The organism is Flavobacterium panici, assembly GCF_903819335.1.
Lineage (GTDB): Bacteria > Bacteroidota > Bacteroidia > Flavobacteriales > Flavobacteriaceae > Flavobacterium > Flavobacterium panici.
This window is the reverse complement of the sequence record NZ_CAIJDE010000017.1, coordinates 199,149-219,759: the sequence shown is the minus strand read 5'-3', so window position 1 is coordinate 219,759 and position 20,611 is coordinate 199,149. Positions and strand designations below refer to the sequence as shown.

The 20,611-nt window shown below is 33.5% G+C and carries 21 protein-coding genes and 1 pseudogene; 13 read left to right on the top strand and 9 right to left on the bottom strand.

Features of this window, described 5'->3' with window-relative positions:
• Positions 1-80 precede the first annotated feature (80 nt).
• From FLAPXU55_RS00970 to proC, 4 genes are all read left to right on the top strand, one after another.
• Positions 81-392, top strand: coding sequence for a DUF4286 family protein (locus FLAPXU55_RS00970; protein ID WP_073485844.1), 312 nt, complete (start codon positions 81-83; stop codon positions 390-392).
• 491 nt (positions 393-883) lie between these two features.
• Positions 884-1,669: a 16S rRNA (adenine(1518)-N(6)/adenine(1519)-N(6))-dimethyltransferase RsmA gene (gene rsmA, locus FLAPXU55_RS00965; protein ID WP_180856099.1), complete on the top strand. Its 786-nt coding sequence runs from the start codon at positions 884-886 to the stop codon at positions 1,667-1,669.
• Positions 1,653-3,002, top strand: a complete 1,350-nt coding sequence (mgtE, locus tag FLAPXU55_RS00960) for a magnesium transporter (RefSeq protein WP_180856098.1) — start codon at positions 1,653-1,655, stop codon at positions 3,000-3,002. Before rsmA ends, mgtE begins: the two co-directional genes overlap by 17 nt.
• A 112-nt stretch (positions 3,003-3,114) precedes the next feature.
• Positions 3,115-3,891, top strand: a complete 777-nt coding sequence (gene proC / locus FLAPXU55_RS00955) for a pyrroline-5-carboxylate reductase (protein WP_180856096.1) — start codon at positions 3,115-3,117, stop codon at positions 3,889-3,891.
• 331 nt (positions 3,892-4,222) lie between these two features.
• Here proC and FLAPXU55_RS00950 read toward each other — a convergent pair whose 3' ends face one another.
• The 4 genes and pseudogenes from FLAPXU55_RS00950 to nhaA all read right to left on the bottom strand — a co-directional run bounded on the left by FLAPXU55_RS00950 (position 4,223) and on the right by nhaA (position 6,728).
• Positions 4,223-4,522 (bottom strand): antibiotic biosynthesis monooxygenase, encoded by a 300-nt coding sequence (locus tag FLAPXU55_RS00950; RefSeq protein ID WP_205720343.1) that lies wholly within the window; start codon positions 4,520-4,522, stop codon positions 4,223-4,225.
• A 157-nt stretch (positions 4,523-4,679) separates the two neighbouring features.
• A pseudogene (locus FLAPXU55_RS24050) lies at positions 4,680-4,787 on the bottom strand (c-type cytochrome); the annotation flags it as partial.
• 189 nt (positions 4,788-4,976) lie between these two features.
• Positions 4,977-5,519 (bottom strand): hypothetical protein, encoded by a 543-nt coding sequence (locus tag FLAPXU55_RS00940; protein WP_180856093.1) that lies wholly within the window; start codon positions 5,517-5,519, stop codon positions 4,977-4,979.
• Between the two features lie 63 nt (positions 5,520-5,582).
• The gene (gene nhaA / locus FLAPXU55_RS00935) at positions 5,583-6,728 is read right to left on the bottom strand and encodes a Na+/H+ antiporter NhaA (protein ID WP_180856091.1); all 1,146 of its coding nucleotides are present in this window, start codon (positions 6,726-6,728) and stop codon (positions 5,583-5,585) included.
• 693 nt (positions 6,729-7,421) lie between these two features.
• Between nhaA and FLAPXU55_RS00930 the strand changes: the two genes are divergently transcribed.
• The 6 genes from FLAPXU55_RS00930 (at position 7,422) to FLAPXU55_RS00905 (ending at position 10,618) form a co-directional block, all read left to right on the top strand.
• Positions 7,422-7,655 (top strand): hypothetical protein, encoded by a 234-nt coding sequence (locus tag FLAPXU55_RS00930; RefSeq protein ID WP_180856089.1) that lies wholly within the window; start codon positions 7,422-7,424, stop codon positions 7,653-7,655.
• 81 nt (positions 7,656-7,736) lie between these two features.
• Positions 7,737-8,684 carry a 2-hydroxyacid dehydrogenase gene (locus FLAPXU55_RS00925; protein ID WP_180856087.1) on the top strand — a complete coding sequence of 316 codons (948 nt, stop codon included), beginning with the start codon at positions 7,737-7,739 and terminating at the stop codon, positions 8,682-8,684.
• 211 nt (positions 8,685-8,895) lie between these two features.
• Positions 8,896-9,321: a DUF805 domain-containing protein gene (locus tag FLAPXU55_RS00920; RefSeq protein ID WP_180856086.1), complete on the top strand. Its 426-nt coding sequence runs from the start codon at positions 8,896-8,898 to the stop codon at positions 9,319-9,321.
• Between the two features lie 22 nt (positions 9,322-9,343).
• Entirely contained in the window at positions 9,344-9,622 is a 279-nt protein-coding gene (locus tag FLAPXU55_RS00915; protein WP_053473981.1) for a TM2 domain-containing protein, read from the top strand.
• Positions 9,623-9,712: 90 nt separating this feature from the next.
• Positions 9,713-9,976: a TM2 domain-containing protein gene (locus tag FLAPXU55_RS00910; protein WP_073485822.1), complete on the top strand. Its 264-nt coding sequence runs from the start codon at positions 9,713-9,715 to the stop codon at positions 9,974-9,976.
• A gap of 261 nt (positions 9,977-10,237) precedes the next feature.
• Entirely contained in the window at positions 10,238-10,618 is a 381-nt protein-coding gene (locus FLAPXU55_RS00905; RefSeq protein WP_180856084.1) for a DUF805 domain-containing protein, read from the top strand.
• A gap of 89 nt (positions 10,619-10,707) precedes the next feature.
• On the opposite strand, the gene FLAPXU55_RS00900 is transcribed toward FLAPXU55_RS00905, so the two are convergent.
• Positions 10,708-12,510, bottom strand: coding sequence for a GNAT family N-acyltransferase (locus FLAPXU55_RS00900; protein ID WP_053473984.1), 1,803 nt, complete (start codon positions 12,508-12,510; stop codon positions 10,708-10,710).
• Between the two features lie 120 nt (positions 12,511-12,630).
• On the opposite strand from FLAPXU55_RS00900, the gene FLAPXU55_RS00895 reads away from it, so the two are divergent.
• The 3 genes from FLAPXU55_RS00895 to FLAPXU55_RS00885 all read left to right on the top strand — a co-directional run bounded on the left by FLAPXU55_RS00895 (position 12,631) and on the right by FLAPXU55_RS00885 (position 15,827).
• On the top strand, positions 12,631-13,392 hold the full coding sequence (locus tag FLAPXU55_RS00895) for an exodeoxyribonuclease III (RefSeq protein ID WP_053473985.1): 762 nt from the start codon (positions 12,631-12,633) through the stop codon (positions 13,390-13,392).
• Positions 13,393-13,537: 145 nt separating this feature from the next.
• Complete coding sequence (locus FLAPXU55_RS00890) at positions 13,538-14,482, top strand: OmpA/MotB family protein (protein ID WP_180856082.1); 945 nt, start codon at positions 13,538-13,540, stop codon at positions 14,480-14,482.
• Between the two features lie 307 nt (positions 14,483-14,789).
• Entirely contained in the window at positions 14,790-15,827 is a 1,038-nt protein-coding gene (locus tag FLAPXU55_RS00885; RefSeq protein ID WP_180856081.1) for an NADP(H)-dependent aldo-keto reductase, read from the top strand.
• A gap of 170 nt (positions 15,828-15,997) precedes the next feature.
• On the opposite strand, the gene FLAPXU55_RS00880 is transcribed toward FLAPXU55_RS00885, so the two are convergent.
• The 4 genes from FLAPXU55_RS00880 to FLAPXU55_RS00865 form a co-directional block, all read right to left on the bottom strand.
• Positions 15,998-17,638, bottom strand: a complete 1,641-nt coding sequence (locus FLAPXU55_RS00880) for a DUF4139 domain-containing protein (RefSeq protein ID WP_180856079.1) — start codon at positions 17,636-17,638, stop codon at positions 15,998-16,000.
• Positions 17,639-17,705: 67 nt separating this feature from the next.
• Entirely contained in the window at positions 17,706-18,329 is a 624-nt protein-coding gene (locus tag FLAPXU55_RS00875; RefSeq protein ID WP_180856077.1) for a murein L,D-transpeptidase catalytic domain-containing protein, read from the bottom strand.
• A 22-nt stretch (positions 18,330-18,351) separates the two neighbouring features.
• On the bottom strand, positions 18,352-19,512 hold the full coding sequence (locus FLAPXU55_RS00870; RefSeq protein WP_180856076.1) for a vWA domain-containing protein: 1,161 nt from the start codon (positions 19,510-19,512) through the stop codon (positions 18,352-18,354).
• A gap of 110 nt (positions 19,513-19,622) precedes the next feature.
• Positions 19,623-20,603 (bottom strand): SIMPL domain-containing protein, encoded by a 981-nt coding sequence (locus FLAPXU55_RS00865; RefSeq protein WP_180856074.1) that lies wholly within the window; start codon positions 20,601-20,603, stop codon positions 19,623-19,625.
• Between the last annotated feature and the right edge of the window lie 8 nt (positions 20,604-20,611).

Genomic DNA, 20,611 nt, shown 5'->3' with positions numbered 1-20,611 from the left:
TTTTTGGATTTAGTTCAATTAGATTCTAACCTTTTACAGAGAATCTAAAATCTAAAATCTGATATCTAAAATTAAGAAACATGATTATTTTCAACGTTACTACTAATATACACGAAAGCGCACACGATCAATGGTTAAAATGGATGCAGGAAAAGCACATACCGGAAATCTTGGCGACACAAAAATTTTCATCAGCAAGAATTGTAAAAGTTTTAGTTGAAGAAGAAATGGGCGGAATTACTTATTCTGTACAATACACGACAGATAGTAAAGATACTTTAGAGAAGTATTATTTAGAAGACCAGCCAAGATTTGACAGAGAAGCTTTAGAATTATTTGCAGATAAAATGCTTTCTTTTAGAACAGAGCTGGAGGTTATTTCAGAACATTAATTTTAGTTTTCAGTAAACAGAATAGCCCACAGATTTGACTGATTAAACGGATTTACACAGATTATAGATTTAAAATTTGTGATAATTTGTGGAATTCGTGGCAAAAAAAATAAAGCTTTGAGCCTTTGTTGCAACACAAAAAAACAAAGATATTATGGAAATCCGATTTCAAACAAAAGAGGAAAGTAATAAACAGCAGCAGGACGATTTTTTGAAATTATCAAAAGCGGAAAGGTTTTATAGTTTTTTACGTTTGAGCGAACGAATAAGCAGATTTCCTGTAAAAAACAAAGTAGATAAAAATAAAGATAATTTTCAGATTATAATCGAACGGAAAAACAAAGAATAAACTTTGTGCCTTCGAGCCTTCGTGGCAAAAAAGAATAAAGCTTTGTGTCTTTGCGCCTTTGTGGCAAAAAAAGTGAAATAAGCTTTGACCCTTCGCCTCAAAAAGAATACTTTTGCGCCCTTGTGGCAAAACAAGAAAGAAAATGGAAAAAGTAAAAGCCAAAAAACATTTAGGACAACATTTCCTTAAAGACGAAAGTATTGCAAAAGCAATTGCAGATACTTTGAGTTTAAAGGGATACGAGGAGGTTTTAGAAATAGGACCAGGAATGGGTGTGTTGACTAAGTATTTGCTTGAAAAGCCAATAAATACACACGTTATTGAAATTGACACAGAATCTGTGGTGTATTTGGGCGAAAATTATCCAAAATTAAAAGATCAGATTATCTCTCAGGATTTTCTAAAATATAATATTAATGAAGTTTACAAGGATAAGCAATTTGCTATAATTGGAAATTTCCCCTATAATATCTCGACTCAAATTGTTTTTAGAACATTAGAGTTTAGAGATCAGATTCCGGAGTTTTCCGGAATGTTTCAAAAAGAAGTTGCAGAGCGCATCTGCGAAAAAAAAGGATCAAAAGCTTACGGAATCTTATCCGTTTTAGCTCAGGCCTTCTATGATACTGAGTATTTGTTTACTGTAAGCGAAAATGTTTTTATTCCTCCGCCCAAGGTCAAGTCGGGTGTGATGAAAATGACCCGAAAGGAAGATTATAGCCTTCCTTGTGGTGAAAAGTTATTTTTTACGGTTGTAAAAACAGCTTTTCAGCAAAGACGAAAAACATTACGTAACAGTTTGAAAACATTAAATTTATCAGATAAACTGCGAGAAGACACTATCTTTGATAAACGTCCCGAACAGCTAAGCGTTGACGAATTTATTGTTTTGACTCAAAAAATAGAAGCCGATGGAGTTCAAAGTTAGCAAAGAATTTATTCATCAATTAGAAGATTTAATCGTTAAGAAAAATGACAATGAACTTGAAATTTTACTTAACGACCTTCACCATGCTGATATCGCCGAAATCCTTGATGAACTGGATTTTGACGAAGCAACCTATATCTTTAAAGTTTTAGATAGTGATAAAACCGCCGAGATTCTTCTGGAATTAGAAGAAGATCTGCGTGAGAATATCTTAAGTCGACTTTCACCGAAAGAAATTGCCGAAGAGCTTGATGAGCTGGAGACAAACGATGCGGCAGATATTATCGCTGAACTTTCGCAGGAAATCAAAGCAGAAGTTATCTCTGAGTTACTTGACGTAGAACACGCAAAAGACATTGTCGAATTATTACGCTACGATGAAAACACGGCGGGTGGTTTGATGGGTAAAGAGCTTGTAAAAGTCAATGAAAACTGGAATGTTTTAACCTGCGTAAAGGAAATGCGAATTCAGGCAGAAAATGTTTCGAGAGTACATTCTATTTATGTTGTTGATGATGAAAACCGCTTAAAAGGAAGATTGTCTCTTAAAGATTTACTGACTTCATCTACAAAAACACAAATTGGCGATGTTTATATCCGAAAATTAAATTTCGTAAACGTTGATACCCAAGATGTTGAGGTAGCACGTATTATGCAAAAGTATGACTTGGAGGCAATTCCGGTTGTGGATGAGCTTGGTCGTTTGGTGGGAAGAATTACAATTGATGATATCGTAGACGTAATTAAAGAAGAAGCCGATAAAGATTACCAGTTAGCAGCGGGTATTACGCAGGACATTGAAACAAATGACAGCGTTCTTGAATTAACAAAAGCACGTCTGCCTTGGCTTTTAATTGGTATGGTAATCGAGATTGTAGCATCTTTTGTTTTGAAAGATAATGAAACCGCTTTTCAGAAATATTCAACCCTAATTATTTTCGTGCCCCTGCTTTCGGCTACAGCCGGAAATATTGGAGTTCAGGCATCGGCAATCGTGGTACAGGGTTTGGCAAACGGAACTTTGAAGGAATTCAGTAAAAGTTATTTTAGCAAAGAAATTACCGTTTCGATGATTTCCGGAAGTATAATTTCCCTGCTTTTACTAGGATATCATTCTCTTATGTACGGACAATATTTAGTGGGAATTGCTATTTCGATCTCTATGATAGTGGTAATTATGTTTGCTGCAATTTTAGGAACCTTAGTACCGCTTTTTCTTCATAAAAACAAAATCGACCCCGCAATTGCAACCGGGCCGTTTATCACTACAACCAATGATGTTTTTGGAATTATGCTCTATTTTGGAGTAGCCAAATTGATTCTTGGGTTTTAAATTTTTGCCACAAATTAATAGATTACAGTGATTTAAAATCCTTAAAATCTGCGTAATTTACAGCCGAAAAACAGGCTGTTAGCAAGTCCAAAATAAATTAAAACCAAGCAGGATGAAAGTACATATTATAGGGGGAGGAAACCTTGGGGTTTCTATTGCCTTGGGAATTGCAAAATTTTCTAAAAACAATCAGGTTACCGTAACCAGAAGAAACACTGCAAGTATTCAATATTTAGCCGAATACGGAATTACGGTTTCTAACGATAATAAACATAATATTCAGGAAGCCGATGTGGTAATTTTAACCATAAAACCGTATCAGGTAGATACTGTTTTGGCTGAGATTTTGCCGGTAATTCAAAATAAAACAATTGCTTCTGCCGTAAGCGGATTGTCTTTGGATGTTCTTCAAACAAAAACAAATAACGAATATCCGGTTGTGCGTATTATGCCAAATATTGCAGCACAATTTGGAGAATCGGCAACTTGTATTTCTTTCCCTGAAAAAGACAAAGAAAAAGCATTGCCAATTGTTGACTTATTTCAGGATTTAGGAACGGCTCCTGTAATCGACGAAAAATTAATGGATGCAGCGACAGTTTTAGGCGCATGTGGAACTGCATATGCTTTAAGATATATTCGTGCTTCTATGCAGGCAGGAATCGAAATTGGATTCGATTCGAATACTGCTCTGGCAATTGCCGCACAAACCGTAAAAGGAGCCGCAAAAATGCTTTTAGAAGAGAAAGTGCACCCAGAACAATTAATTGACCGCGTAACAACGCCACAAGGCTGTACAATTGTTGGTTTAAATGAAATGGAACACAATGGTTTTAGTTCGTCTTTAATAAAAGGGATTAAGACTTCTTTGAAGCAAATCAAAGGATAGTTTTAAAGAAATTCCAATATTTTTAAAATTCCAAATTCCAATTTTTGTTGGGGTTTGGGATTTTTTGTTTTAGGTAAAATGCATTTGAACATTGTTTTGTCATTTCGAGGAACGAGAAATCTCCGCAAGAAACTCTACAAAGATTGAGACATTAGATTGCGGAGCTACTTGCGAAGATTTCTCGTTCCTCGAAATGACAATATTGAGAGCAATTTGGAATTTTCTTTTTGAGATTTAAAAGTTTACCGAATTGTCAGTCTGAGCGAAGTCGAAGACCTTATGCGCAATAAAGTCCTTCGACTTCGCTCAGGATGACATTTAGGATAATTGTTTAAGCAAAAACCTCAAAATGCTCGACTTTCTCTTCAAATTCTAATAAAAAGTCATCATCTTCAGGATAGTATTTCGCTTTTTCGAAATCGTCTCCGGCAAAATTTTTAATTACTTCGAGGTTTTCCCAATATGTAATTAGCGTAAAATGCGCTTCGTTGTTTTTGATATTTCTTAAAAAAGACAATTTTACAAAACCAGCTGTTTTTGAGTAATCAGGAATTGCAGTGTCATTTATGAATTGGGTATAAGCTTCATAATCTTCAACTTTTGTTTTTCCGTGCCATATTCTTGCTATCATAATGGTAAGTTTTTAAGATTTAATAACGTATTCCTGAACAATAATCTATTAACAAAGGAAGATTTTCTTCATTTAAATAATCTTTAAACTTCGTTCTGTGAAAATCAAGTTCTAATTTTTCAATTTTAGTGGTGTCAATCCTGTGATTTTTATCGATCATCCATTTTACAAAAACTAATGAATCAATGTTACGAAGTGCCGGACCAGTGCTTTTGGCGTCTAGTTTGTGGCAAGCAGCACAATTAGCGTTAAAAATTTCTTTTCCCCCATATTGTTTTTCTGTTAATTTAGGACTTTCTGTTCCACAAAAAGGAACAGGAATTTGACAATTTGTTACAGGTTCATACGTTTTTATTTCATAGAACATTACTCCAACAAGCAGAATTATCAAAGTAATTGAAAACAAAAGGATATGGCGTATTTTCTTCATTTGCGAAGTTTAGAATTTGGAATTTTACTTTTGGGTTTTAATCAATCGAATATATTTCCTCCCACATTCTGAAAGCTTTGTATAGGAATTCATCGAGTTGCCATAATTTTGAATTGTCAATGTGTCTTTTACATAAGAAGCTTCGATTCCAACTGGGATTTCTAATTCTTTTGAAGAAGTTTCAGAATCCGAAACAGAATCATTTTCTTCTTCATGACTTATATCGCCTTCATATTCATCCCATTTTATACCTTCCAAAATCAAATATTTTTCTCCATATTTTTGGATTTTAAAAGTTGCAATTCCTTTAAGTTGTCTGGTTTTTGTTTTTAAGAAATATGAATACCCGCTTTTTGTTTTATTTATTTGTAAAGAAAACTGACAATCATCAGAATCGTTTTCTTCGGCTTTTGTTTCATAAGTGCCTTCTATCAATTTTTTGTCAAATGGCTTTGGTAAAGTAACAGTAACAATTTTTTTTGAAATGGGAGTTTCAGAAACGGGTTTTTTGTCGTTACAAGAAAAAAGGAAGACAAAACTAAACAACAAACAATAATACTTTTTCATTTCTTAATTAAGATTATTAAAATTAAATCTGTTTATATCTGCGAAAATCTGCGTGCCAAAAAACTAAACGCTTTTATCTTTGGAAAGAACAAACTTTAAATAAGCAAATCCCAGAACACCAGAAAGTACAGAAGCTATAATAATTGATATTTTAGAATACAGAATTGTTTCAGGATCTTTAAAAGCCAGTAGTGTAATAAAAATAGACATTGTAAAACCAATTCCGCCCAACATTCCGGCGCCTAAAATATGCGCCCATTTTAAGCTTTTTGGCAAAGCACATAATCCGGCACTTACGCCAATGGAAGAAAAAAGTGCAATTCCCAAAGGTTTCCCGATTACGAGACCAAGAATAATTCCAAATGTATTGGGATGGTTTAATCCGGCATGCCAATCAGAATTTATGGCGATGCAAGTATTCGCAATGGCAAACAAAGGCAAAATAAAAAATGCCGAAGGCTTATGTAAAAAATGCTGCAATTTATAAGAAGATGATTTTTCACTTCCGTCTCCAAACGGAATCACAAAGGCTAAAATAACGCCCGTTATTGTAGCATGAACTCCGGAGTTTAGCATAAAATACCACATTATTACGCCGCCAATTAAATACGGAATTAGATTGTAAACTTTCATTCGGTTTAAGGCAAATAATAAAATCCAGATTCCTAAAGCAATGCCTAAATTTAAAAATGCAATTGATTTTGTATAAAAAACAGCGATGACAATTATGGCGCCCAAATCGTCTATAACGGCAAGTGCAGTCAAAAAGACTTTTAAAGATGCGGGAACTTTGTTTCCTAAAAGGGATAAAATTCCAATTGCAAAAGCAATATCTGTCGCCATTGGAATTCCGGCACCGTTTTGCGTTGCGGTTTTAAAATTTAAAGCCAGAAAAATAGCCGCTGGAACAAGCATTCCGCCAAAAGCAGCCATAATAGGCAATGATGCATTTTTTATATTGGAAAGTTCGCCATGATAAATTTCGCGTTCTAATTCTAAACCAATCAACAAAAAGAAAATCGTCATTAATCCGTCGTTGATCCAATGTGTAATCGAATGTCCGCCCAGATCTTTTTCCCAAAAAGAAATATATTCCGTCGCATAAGACGAATTTGCGGCAAACAAAGAAATAATCGTAACAAATAATAGAAGCAATCCTCCTGATTTTTCGTTTTCAAAAAAGGCTTTAAAAGTCTTGGTCAATTTCATTTTAGAAAGATTGTGTGATTTAGAAAAGAGAGAATTTCTTTGAGGCTTGTTTTTCAAAGTTAAAAAAAATCTGACCAATAAAAAAGTTTAGTTCGAGAGGGACAAAGGTTCAGAGGTTCAAAGAGACAAAGGTTTTGTCTGGTTTTATCGTAGAGACGCACAGCAATGCGTCTAACCCAATTTGAGAAAAAAGCTTTTATGTCATTTCGAGGAACGAGAAATGACAAAACAAGATTAATTGCCTCCAGTTTTAACTGGAGGTTTTGTATGTTCAAAATGTTAAGGCTTTATCCAAATTATTTCTCTTTCAAAGGAAAATCTACAAAGAGAATCTAATCTTTGTCGAGTTTCTAGTGCGATTTCTCGTTCCTCGAAATGACAAAACGAGAGGAATTATTTCATTTAAAAAATAATAAAACTTTTAATATTTTGGACACATTTATGAGTCTTATTTAAAGAAAATTATTACGACTTTTGTGATAGTGACATTCCTAATCTCAAATAGGCAGAATAAAAGAGCTGAAGTAAATACCACACTAAACTCTTGTAAAAATCTAAAATGCTTTAAATCTTGAATTTAAAGAATTAATAGATTTTACTTTTAAATAGAAATTCGGCTAAAGCCTTTCCCTTTTTACATAATAAAACCTCCAGTTAAAACTGGAGGCAATTCATTCACAAAAAAATAAGATAATGACTACAGAAAACCTTTCACAAGAATTTGAAAACAGATTAAAAGACTTTTTCATACACAGTATTGATCCAGAAGATATGGCCAAAACGATACGACAAGTAAATCATGCGCTTTCGTTATGTTCTATGCGCGGATGTGAAACTTTGGAATCTGAATTACCTAATATCGATGATAATTTTTATTGGCTCAATAAATTGGCAGAAGTTCTTGATCCTTATCTGGATATTGATTAAATAATTGAAATTGTGTTTTCATTTAAAAATGGAACAATTAAGAATTAGCTGTATTTTTGTTTTAATAAAACAGAATAAAAAATGAGTATAAAAATTCTTCATATCGATAGCAATCACCCTATTCTTTGGCAGCAACTGGAAGAAGCAGGTTTTGAAAATCACGCCGATTTTAAATCTTCTAAAGAAGAAATTGAAGCTAAAATTCAGGATTATAACGGAATCGTAATTCGAAGCCGATTTAAAATTGATAAAACATTTCTGGACAAAGCGACCAATTTACAGTTTATTGCACGTGTTGGTGCGGGTTTAGAAAGTATTGACTGTGATTACGCTTTATCTAAAGATATTGAACTAATTGCCGCTCCCGAAGGAAATCGTAATGCGGTTGCAGAACATACTTTAGGGATGATTCTTTCTCTTTTTAATAAATTGAATATTGCCGATTATGAAATTCGTTCTGGTCAATGGAACAGAGAAAGTAACCGCGGCCACGAACTGGATGGAAAAACGGTAGGGATTATTGGTTATGGAAATATGGGTAAAGCATTTGCAAAAAAACTGAGAGGGTTTGATGTCGAAGTTTTATGTTATGATATTCAGGATAATGTGGGAGACGAAAATGCCAGACAAGTTTCATTAAAGGAACTTCATGAAAAAACAGATGTTTTGAGTCTGCACATTCCGTGGACTCCGGAAACGGATAGAATGGTGGATGCCGCATTTATTAACGAATTCAAAAAGCCAATATGGATAATTAATACTTCGAGAGGTAAAAATATTGTTACGGCAGATTTAGTTGAGACAATGAAAACTGGGAAAGTTCTTGGTGCAGGTCTTGATGTTTTGGAATATGAAAAACTGTCTTTTGAAACTCTTTTTCAGGATAAAAATACTCCCGAAGCTTTTCAGTATTTATTAGACGGGCGAAAAGTAATTTTAACGCCTCATATTGCAGGTTGGACTTTTGAAAGTCACGAGCGTTTGGCACAGGTTATTGTTGATAAAATAAAAAAAGTGTATTCGAAGTAAATTATTGATATCAGAATTTAATTACTTCTTGATTTTAATAAAATCAGTTTAGTTTTTAATAACAAGGCAATTCTGTAAAAGTAATGTTCATTATTAGTTTTTAAAATTATTTTTGTTTAATATTGTTTTCGATTTTTTTAACAAAATTTTAGATAAGGAGAAACTGAAAATCCTAAAAAGAGTAGGGGTAAACTAACTAATTTATTAATTTATGATTGAATGGTACAAAAAAGTGGTTTTTGAAAACTATGCAAACTTTAAAGGTCGTGCAAGAAGAAGTGAATATTGGTATTTTGCACTTGCAAACAGTATAATTATGTTTTCGTTAATAATTATTGGATTAATAGTTGGGACATTATTTGGTGACGCTGTTACAGGAGGAATTATTGCATATGTTCTTGTGATACTTTATTTATTTGTAACACTTCTTCCGGGTTTAGGAGTAATTGTTAGAAGACTTCATGATATTGGAAAAAGCGGCTGGTTTTATCTTGTTTCTTTTATTCCAGTAGCCGGACCAATCTGGATTTTGATTTTATTTTGTACAGATGGAGACTACGGACCAAATCAATACGGATCAGACCCTAAAAATGATATCGAAGAAATCAATGAAATTGGTAAAGTTGAATTGCAATAATTAATTAACTAAATATATAAAAATGGAGACTACAAAACCAGAATCTTGGAATACACCATCTGAACCAAAAGCAGAAAACAAAAAAGTTGTTGCCGGAATCCTTGGAATCTTATTAGGAGGATTTGGAATTCACAAATTTATCTTAGGATATACACAAGAAGGAATTATCCAATTAGTTATTACTCTTGTTACTTGTGGAGTTGGAAGTATAATTGGTTTCGTTGAAGGAATCATTTACCTGACAAAATCAGACGAAGAATTTTACCAAACTTACCAAGTAGGTAAGAAAGGCTGGTTCTAAAAACATATTTATCCCATTTGTATCATAACAAATGGGATTTTTTTTGCCCGATTATTTTTTAATTTAAATACTAATTTTAAGAATAAAACTATGGAAAACACACAATCAGAATTTGGAGGACCAAAACCAGAAAACAAAAAAGTTGTTGCTGGAATTCTAGCTATTTTATTAGGAGTATTAGGAATTCATAAATTCTATTTAGGATATAGTAAAGAAGGGATAATTCAACTTATTTTAGGTCTTTTATGCGGAGTAGGAGGTTTAATAGGTTTAATCGAAGGGATTATTTACCTGACAAAATCAGACGAAGATTTTTATCAAACTTATCAAGTTGGCAGAAAAGGCTGGTTTTAATCCTGAAAAGTAAAATGAACTAGTTTTTAAACAAAAATTGTAAACATAAAATCCCATTTGCATAAGCAAATGGGATTTTTTTATGCACAGGTTAAATATAATTCCTCTATTCGAAGATTGATTCATAAATGTCTTTTTATAATACTTTGATGGCTTTTAGTGGTTTAAAAGTGTTTTTAAAGTAAGTATTCTTGCGACTTATTAGAAAAAGTCGGAGTAACTGAAAATCCTTAAGAGTAGGGGAATTATTAAGATTATATTATGTTAGAAATGTACAAAAAAGTAGTTCTGCAGAACTATGCAAATTTTGATGGAAGAGCAAGAAGAAGAGAATATTGGATGTTCTTTTTATTTAATATTATTATATCAGCTGTAATAGGAATTATAGATGGAGTAGCAGGTTTGACTTTTGGACCATCAAAAACAGGTATATTAGGTTTGATTTATAATTTAGTGGTTTTGATTCCGTCACTTGCTGTGGGAATAAGAAGAATGCATGATATAGGTAAAAGTGGATGGTTTATACTTATTCCAATCTATAACATTGTTTTACTTGCTACAGAAGGTGAAAAAGGACCAAATCTATATGGCGCAGATCCTAAAAACGGATTAGAAGAATTAGATGAAATTGGAAAAGAATAAATTTCAAACTAGTTTTTAAATAAAAATTGTAAATAAAAAATCCCATTTGTATTAGCAAATGGGATTTTTCTATTTTGGAGTAAATCTGATTAATCTTCTTTCTCAGATAATTTACGTTCTAATTCTATTTGAAACTCTTCAATAACAGGTTTCATTGTGCTTTCCGGAATATCTGCGATTCTAATGTACATTAAACCATCGACAGCATTATTAAACAAAGGATCAACGTTAAAAGCAACCACACGTGCATTTTGCTTGATGTATTTTTTAATTAAAACAGGCAAACGTAAATTTCCAGGTTCTAATTCGTCAATAATTTTATCGAATTTATTTAAGTCAGATTCAGCTTCGTCAAAAATAAAGTCTTTATCAGCATCTTTCAGTTTTACTTTATACGCCTTTTTCGGGTGAATGTATTGTGCAATATACGGATCGTAGTAATTTGATTTCATGAACTCAATCATCAGTGATTTAGAGAAATCTGAAAACTGATTACTGATACTTACACCGCCTAATAAGTATTTATGCTCAGGATAACGTAACGTAGTGTGAATAATTCCTTTCCATAACAAGAATAAAGGCATTGGTTTTTGCTGATATTCACGAATAATAAAAGCACGTCCCATTTCGATCGATTTATGCATCATATCATGCAATTCAGGCTCAAAACGGAATAAGTCAGTCAGATAAAAACCTTCGATGCCGTATTTCGGGTAAATCTCAGCTCCTAATCCCATACGGTAAGCCCCTGCGATTTTTTTGGTTTCATCATCCCATAAAAACATATGGTGATAATATTGATCGTATTCGTCAATGTCGATAGATTCGTTGGTTCCTTCACCAACTTCTCTAAATGTAATTTCACGAAGACGTCCAATTTCATGTAAAATATTGGGAATTGATTTTGCACGTGCAAAAAACACTTCATAATTTTTACTCTGTAATAACCTGCAGTCGCTGTTTCTTAACGCCTGAACTTCATCAATCATTTTTGATTCATTTGCCGGCGTAACGATTTTTTTAGGCGCTTTTGGTATTTTTAAACTTGCTGTGTCAATCAATTTGGTGTCTTTCTCAAAAGGATTGGCAAGCATATAGGTTTTCTTTCTTAAGAATTCTGAATATTCTTCAAAAGATTCTATTTCATTTTGTTCGCTTACAGAAATTGGTTTTCCAATACGAACTTTAATAACACGGTCTTTTTGTGTAAGCAGTTCTGACGGAAGTTTTGCAGTACGCAGCGTATCATCAATTTTAGAAAGCCAGTAGAATAATTTACTGTTTTTAGCATGAAAGTATATCGGTACAACCGGAACTTTGGCTTTTCTGATTAATTTTAGAGCACCTTCTTCCCAAGGTTTATCTACAACTAATTTTCCATCTTTATAAGTTGAAACTTCCCCGGCAGGGAAAATTCCCAAAGGCTTTCCGTCACTTAAATGACGTAAAGTTTCTTTGATTCCAACAACGCTCGATTTAGCATCCTTATGATTTTCAAAAGGATTAACCGGCATGATGTATTTTTTTAGCGGAACAATTCGATGCAATAAGAAATTAGCGATAATCTTGAAATTTGGTTCTCTTTCAAGCATTAATTTCAAAAGCAAAATACCATCAATCCCTCCAAGCGGATGATTTGAAATGGTTATATAAGCGCCATCTTTAGGTAAACGTTTTAAATCTTCTTCAGGGATTTCGAATTTGATTTCCATCTCATCCAAAATTCCATTTAAAAACGCAACATCCTCTAAATGTTTATTATGATCGTAAATTTTATTAAGGGTAGAGATCTTAAGAACCTTCATAAGAATCCAGCCTGAGAAGGTACCAAGCACTCCGTACTTCTCAACATTTATTGCCTTTGCAACTTCTTTCGCGGTAACTAAACCCATGTACTATTTTTAATTTATTAGAGCAGCGAACAAAGATAACAAAAAACTCTACTTTTCCTTTATTCAATTACAAACTTTCCTCTTTTTTATTACATTTGGAATCCTAAAAAAAATATCCATATGAAAATTATTTCTTATAATGTAAACGGAATTCGTGCTGCAATTACTAAAGGTTTTATTGAATGGCTTCAGGCGGCAAGTCCAGATGTTATCTGCCTTCAGGAGATAAAAGCTACTCAGGATCAGATTCCTGTCGAAGCAATAACGGCTGCCGGCTATCCGTATCAATATTACTATCCTGCAACAAAAAAAGGATATAGCGGTGTTGCAATATTATCTAAAATAGAACCTAAAAAAGTGGTTTACGGAACTGGAATTCATCATATGGATTTTGAAGGCAGAAACTTACGTGCTGATTTTGATGATGTTTCGGTAATGAGTTTATATCTACCTTCTGGAACTAACATCGAAAGATTAGATCATAAATTTATGTTTATGGATGATTTTCAAACCTATGTTAACGAATTGAAACTGACGCTTCCAAACCTTATTATTTGCGGCGATTACAATATTTGCCACGAAGCAATTGATATTCACGATCCGGTTCGTAACAAAACGGTTTCGGGATTTTTACCTGCAGAACGTGCCTGGCTGGATAGTTTTATGAAGTCTGGTTTTATTGATAGTTTCCGTCATTTTAATAAAGATCCGCATCATTATTCATGGTGGAGTTACCGCGCAGGAGCCAGAGGAAATAACAAAGGCTGGCGTATCGATTATAATTTAGTGAGCGAAGTAATGGGGCATCGTTTAAAACGTGCCGTTATTCTTCCAGATGCCATTCACTCAGATCATTGTCCGGTTTTAGTTGAAATTGAGTAAAGTTTGGTATTGTTCTTGTTGGAAGAACTGCGGTTCAAAGATTTAAAATATACATTCCATTAAAACTATGAAACATTGGAATTTGGAATTTTTGAATTTAAAATATTAAGAATTATTATCGCCCCAAATAAAAAACAAAAGTAAAATGATTAAAAAAGCCTCCATTGGATTAGTAGTTTTGGCATTGTCTACAACTTCTTGTGTATCCAAAAAGATTTACAATGATCTTGAAACAAAATATTCAGATCTAAAAAAAGAAAACCGTTCTATCGCTGACGAAAATGCAGATTTAAAAACAGCAAAAAATCAGTTAGAATTAGACCGTGATAAACTAACAAAAGATTTATCGGCAACAAAAGATGAACTTGCCAAACAAAAAGCTGATTTAGCTACTGAGCAAAGAAAATACAAAGTATTGCAGGATTCTTATAATGCATTAGAGAAAAACAGCAACGATGCATTAGAAAGTAATATGGCTAAAAACCGTGATTTGCTTGCTCAATTAGAGGCAAAATCTAAAAAACTGGCCGATGAACAAGCACGTTTAGACAAAACAGCAAACCGTTTGAAAGAACTTGAGGATATGATTGCTGCTAAAGAAGAAGCAATGCGCAGGCTAAAAGAAACTTTATCTAAAGCCCTTAATGGTTTTGAAGGTAAAGGTTTAACAGTTGAACAAAAAAACGGAAAAGTATATGTTTCGATGGAAAACAAATTACTTTTTAATTCAGGAAGCTGGGCTGTTGGAACAGAAGGTAGAAGAGCGGTTGTAGAACTTGGAAAAGTTTTGGGTGATAATCCAGATCTTTCGGTTCTTATTGAAGGACATACAGATGATGATCCATATGCTGGTTCTGGACCAATTGCAAACAACTGGGATTTATCGACTAAAAGAGCAACTGCAATTGTAGCTATTTTGAGCGAAAACAATAAAATCAACAAACAAAAACTTACAGCAGCGGGAAGAAGCGAATTTTCTCCTTTGGCAAGCAACGCCACTCCAGAAGGAAAAGCTAAAAACCGTAGAATCGAAATCATCTTAACGCCAAGATTAGATGAAATCGCTGAAATGCTTAATAGTATAAATTAAGGTTCAAAGGGACATAGGTTCAAAGGCTCAGAGTTTTTACTTTGAGCCTTTTTTTGTTCCTGCAAGGTTTTCAAAACCTTGTAGGTTTAAGCTTGAGTTTGTTGAGAAATAATAATACCTACAAGGTTTTGAAAACCTTGCAGGAAACGCTATCATAAAAAATCTTGTACTTTTTTTAACCTTTGTCAAATTTAGATTTGTAAAATCCCTTTGTACCTTTGCGCGTCTAAAACTTTGAACCTAATAAAAAGTATTAAAGTAAAAACCTTAGAATCTTAGCAACTCAGCATCTTAGAACCTTAAAAAAATGAAATACACTACAATCCCAAACACAGATATAAAAGTTAGTAAAATAAATCTTGGAACCATGACTTTTGGCCAGCAGAATACAGAAGCTGAAGGCCATGCTCAAATGGATTATGCACTTGAACAAGGCGTAAACTTTTTTGATACTGCCGAAATGTATTCCGTTCCGGCACGTGAAGAAACTTACGGAAGCACAGAAAAAATCATCGGAACATGGTTTAAAAAATCCGGAAATCGAGATAAAGTGATTTTAGCCTCTAAAATTGCGGGACCAAACCCGAATTTTACTTATATGCGCGAGAAAGCAGATTTCTCTCCGGGAAGTATTAAATATGCTTTAGAAAACAGCTTAAAACGTCTTCAAACAGATTATATTGATTTGTACCAAATGCACTGGCCGGAACGTAAAACAAATTATTTCGGTCAGCGTGGTTTTAATGGTCATGATGATGCATGGGAAGATCATTTTAGAGAAATCCTCGAAACATTTGACGGATTAATCAAAGAAGGAAAAATTAAACATATTGGGGTTTCAAATGAAAATGCGTGGGGAATGATGCGTCTTTTAGAAGAAAGCAAATACCAAAACCTTCCAAGAATTAAAACCGTTCAAAATCCGTATAATTTATTGAACCGTCTTTTTGAAGTGGGTTCTGCCGAAGTTTCAAAATATGAAAACGTTGGTTTATTGGCATATTCACCTTTAGCGTTTGGAGTTTTAACGGGTAAATTTTTAACTGGCGAAGCACATCCAAATGCGAGAGTTAATCTTTTTCCGCAATACACACGTTACAAAAGCGAACAATGTACACAAGCAACAAAATTGTATCAGGAAATTGCTAAAAAACACGGATTAACGTTGACTGAATTAGCAATGGGATTTGTTTTACAACAGCCATTTTTGACAAGTGCGATTATTGGTGCCACAACAATGGATCAATTAAAAGAAAACATTGCCACAATTGATGTGGTTTTATCAAAAGAAATTATAGCCGAAATTAACCACGTTCAGGCGATTATTCCAGATCCAGCGCCTTAAGTATTTGCTGCATAGGGCTTCGACTTCGCTCAGCCTGACAATATCAGGAAACTTCTACATTTCAAGTGTCAGCCTGAGCGTAGTCGAAGGCCTTTTATAACACGAATTCCACAAATTAACACAGATCAATCCATGAAATTTGTGGAATTTGTGTTTAAATGTTTATCCATTTATAAGTTCAAAGTTTGATCTTTTGGATATTTCACTTTATAACTAATTCTGAATTTTTTGGTTTCATTTGGTTTTAACTGCAATTGCCAGGTTAATATTCCGGTTTCGGCATTTACTTTTGCCGAATCACTTTGCAGTAATTCTACTTCAATATCTTTATTTGTAGTCAATGGATATTGATCTTTCAAAAGCAATTCAACCGCTTCTTTTTTGTTATTTCTTACTGTAATATCAAAAGTAAAAGTCTGTTCTTTTTTAGCAGATAAAAACTTAGTTCCTGATTTATCTGCGACTTTTTCACGTTTGATAGATACTTTTTTGTCGCGTCCCATACTCAGGTTCAAAGTATCGCTGGTTTGATTCGGTTCAATAAACGTTTTACCAACATACATTCCTTCAAAAATAATATTCGCTTCGCCTCGCAATAAATTGTATTTACTGTAATCTGCAATTTCAGCAAGTAAAAAAGCATCGTTTTCCACTTTTGGAACCGCATAATATTTATACGTTGCCGGAAGTTTTATTTCTTTTAAAGAGACGCTGTGAATTTTTCCATTCGATAAAATATCATATGGAATATCAATATCAAAAGAAATATTAAGCTGGTTTTCCGCAACTGTTGTGTAATTCGAAACAGAAGATTCTGCTATCGCAGGTGCAGCCATTTCCGTTTGGACACCTGCTATTTTATCTTTAAAAACACTTCCCTGAAGCTGATTCCTTTTTTTCTGTGTTCCATAACCAATAGTCACAACTTCATCATTATATACCTGATTCGCCAGAAACCAAGAACTCAATATTGGCGCCTGATTATTTTGATTTGGATAACCGCTTGAAAGAGTCAGTTTTACTTTTTTCCAGTCAATTCCTGTATTTTGAACCACTTGTGCTTTGTACATCATATTAATTGGAGCCGCAACACTTTCGGTACGCAAATCATAAAAAGGAGACCAGCCAGCGTTATTGGTTAAATACGATATTTCTAATGGAACTGGCCCGGCAGCACTATTCATAACCTGAACAATAAGTTTTCCAGATGAAGTTTTTTCTTCTTTACTTGTATCAACTTCAAGTTTGTTGTTTAGCTTTTGAAGCGTTTCGTCCAGTTTTTGCTTTTTCTCCGTCAGCGTATTAATGTTGTTGGCAATTTCTAATTGCTTGGTTTTATAATACTCCACCATTTTCATTAATTCGGCAACATTTAATCCGGAATTTACGCCGGAAATCTGTTGGTTTTTATCTAATAACTGAATGGTTTTTGATTCAGAATTAATAGTATTATTTACTTTCTGAATTTCCTTTTCAACCAAAACAATACTATCTCGAACTCTTTTCAATAAAGGCGATTTCGGATCGGTTTCATATTCTGAAATATAATTATTAGTAAACTGAACCGACAAAACCGTTACACTTGCCGGCGTACCAATTTGGATAGAACTTTCATTTAAATTTACTGCCACATTTTTAACTACAATTTCGCTTGTTCCTAATGGTAAAGTTGTACTTGCAGTTTGAGAAATTTTGGCAGCATTAAAATATACCGTTGCCGCTTTTACTTTTGCAGTGGTGAAAATTGGTTTTTGCGCAAAGGCAAAAATGCCTAACAATAATAAAAGCGCCGTTGCTTGTTTTTTAATCATCGGAGTATAATTTAAAGTGTTTTTATATAAGTATAGATGACAAAAATGGCCGAAAGGTTGGTTTAACTTAATAATAAATCACTAAAATGATTTTCTTTTTAGAACCATCAATCATTTTTTCAATTACGCCAAAAAACTTTTCATTAACCATTGGGCATCCCAAACTATTACAAATAGGATTTATTTGTTCTTCATAAGGAATGTCTACATATTTGTGAAGTACAATATTTCGATCAAAAGCATTACTATTGGTTTTGTCTAAACCGTATAATTTGTATGCTTTTCCAAAAGTTCCAAAATAAGAATTACCAATTGCATATTTGCCAAGCGAACTGCAATTAGAATCTTTTGTATTGCTAAATTTAAGTTTTCCGGCAATTCCGGTTTCAGATCCGGAACCGTGGCCAACTAAGCCTTTGTGGAGTATTTTGTTGTGTTTTAAATCATAAACAAAAAACCGGTTTTTTCCAGATTCAATCTTCATATCTAATAAGAAGACAACACTTGAATTGTATCTAGGAGTTTTCCCCAAAAAATTCCTAATCTCAGTTATCTCACTTTTTAGTTTCTCTTCGTAGGAGTAAACCGGTTTTGAACTTGTAATGATTTTTGGCTTTTCTTCCTTATTGTTACAGGCAAAACTCAAGCCAAAAATGCTCAGCCAAAGCAAAAAGAATATTTTCTTTTTCATGTTTCAGGATTTGCAGCATGATTTATTTCTCAACCGTATAACCTTTCACTTTTGCAAAAGCAACTATCGAAGTATTAATCGTGTTACCAAGATCGTCTTGTTTTTTAGTTTTCTTAGCTTCGGTATCAATATACGCCTGACGTTTTTTAGCCAAAACACTAATCTCTTTTTGGATTGTTTCTCTTTCTTTCGTTTTCTCAGCTACGATTTTTTGCAATTCTTCAGTCGATTTACCCTGAAGTTCAGCGGGAAGTTCTTCTTTTCTAATTTTCGAAAGTGCCGCTGCATCATCTTTTGTTTTATCGACTAAATCCCAACTTTCATTTTTATAAACCGCTTTTGATTTGCTTACGGCGCGGTCTGTATAGTTAGCTTTCGAAACCTTTTTAGCATTTTGATCCTGCATAACCTGATTCATTTTTTTGTCAGCACCTTTAGCGCCGTAATTAATGTAGGTTTTGTTTATTTTTTCATCGTATTTACTGATTTCATCGTCATATGGCGTTGCGATATATTCTACAGATTGATTGGCATCGATATTAAAATATTTTCCTTTTCCGCGGTCAGCGCCATCTTTCCAAAATATGTTTATACCTTCTGTTTTATTACCGCAGAAAATCGTGTTTACATAAATATCATTTTTTAAAGCACTGCTTATGGCTTCTTTATAGCTGATTTTTCCCTGATTGAATCCCTCGTTTCCGGCAATGTAAATCAGTTTCATGCTGTTGTTCTCGTCTGCCCATTTTAATTCTTTTGTCGCATCCTGAATTACAGCGCCGCAATATTCATTTCCGCCATTGGTTCTAAGCGCAAATAATTGTTCCGAAATCAAATCTAAATCTGTTGAAAGCGGCGTAATTTGTCTGATGTAATTTGATTTTTCTGATAAGCCGCTATTTCCATATTCATATAACGCTATTTCGATATCCGGAGTTTTTCCTTCATATTTTAAAGTCGTCAAAGTATTCACGATGTTCCATAATCTCGATTTGGCCTGATCGATTAAACCTTCCATACTGCTCGAAGTGTCAAGCAAAATTGCCACTTGAATTTTAGTCGCTGCAGCAGAAGCCGGTTTTTCAATTTTAGTTTTATTTTTTGGATTTGCATTAGCTGAATTACAGCCGGCAAAAGAAAACACAGTAGCAAAAAGCGCGGAAATAAAAAGATTTGATTTCATAATTTTAGTTTTAATTGGATGATTACAGATCAAACTTAAAAACTAAAAACGCGCGCTTTTTACACAAATGGTGAAACGGTATTTTGACTTGGTGAAATACTTCTGCCAGATTAATGAACTGGTTTAGCTGTATTTGTATTCAATGTTTTTAAATCACCATTTGGAGTAATCAAAATAAATTCTTTATCTGTTTTGTCTGCTTTTAAAGGCTGTTTCTTTTCTCTGCTAATCGCCATTTTAACCTCATATTGTACTTGAATAACAGGTTCTAAAACAGTAGGATTAATTACAAAATCAAACTCTTTATTAAATACAGGCTGATAATAAAGTGTAACAGATTTGCTAAGCTGATTAACGTTTGCTGCTTTTTTTAAGTTTAAAGAAGAACCATTGTAAGCTTCATACGATTTGTACATTTCTACCGGAACATTTACGATATAATCGTCGGTGATTCTTTTTTCGGCATTTATAAATGTTTCGCCAAGCAATTCCTGATAGTTTTTAATTTTTTCCTGAACCAAAAGTTTTGCTTTAAGCATCATTTCTCTTTTAACCGTTTCTAATGTATTAGAGAAATAATCCACTCGTACCAAATCGTATATTTCGTTATTAGATAAAATAGCAATAAACTCATTAAGCTGATTTGGATCTGAAAATTTGATATGAATGTTTTTCTTCAACTCAAATCCGGCCGGAACTTCATTATAAGTTTTACGATTAAAAAGCTTTTTTTCGGCTTCATATTCATAAGCAGGCACAAACGAAATCATGTCAACAAAAGTCTCAACGCCTTTTTTAAGTTTAATGGCATTGAGCGACTGCGTAATTCGTTGATCAATTAATTCATTTACTTCCTTAGTGGTTTTACCCGTTTGAGTTACGCTGAAAATTGCCGTGTAAGCATCTGCTTTAATATTAGCAAGCCCTTTTACGCTTACCACAATATCACCATTTGAAGGGAAATCGGTGTCGATCGTATTATTATCGTTATTATAAGATTGCGGATTCTTATAATTGACATTTCCCGAAGCCTGACCAATTATAAATGAAGAAGATAATACAGTTAAAAATGTAAAGAATAGTTTTTTCATGATTATAG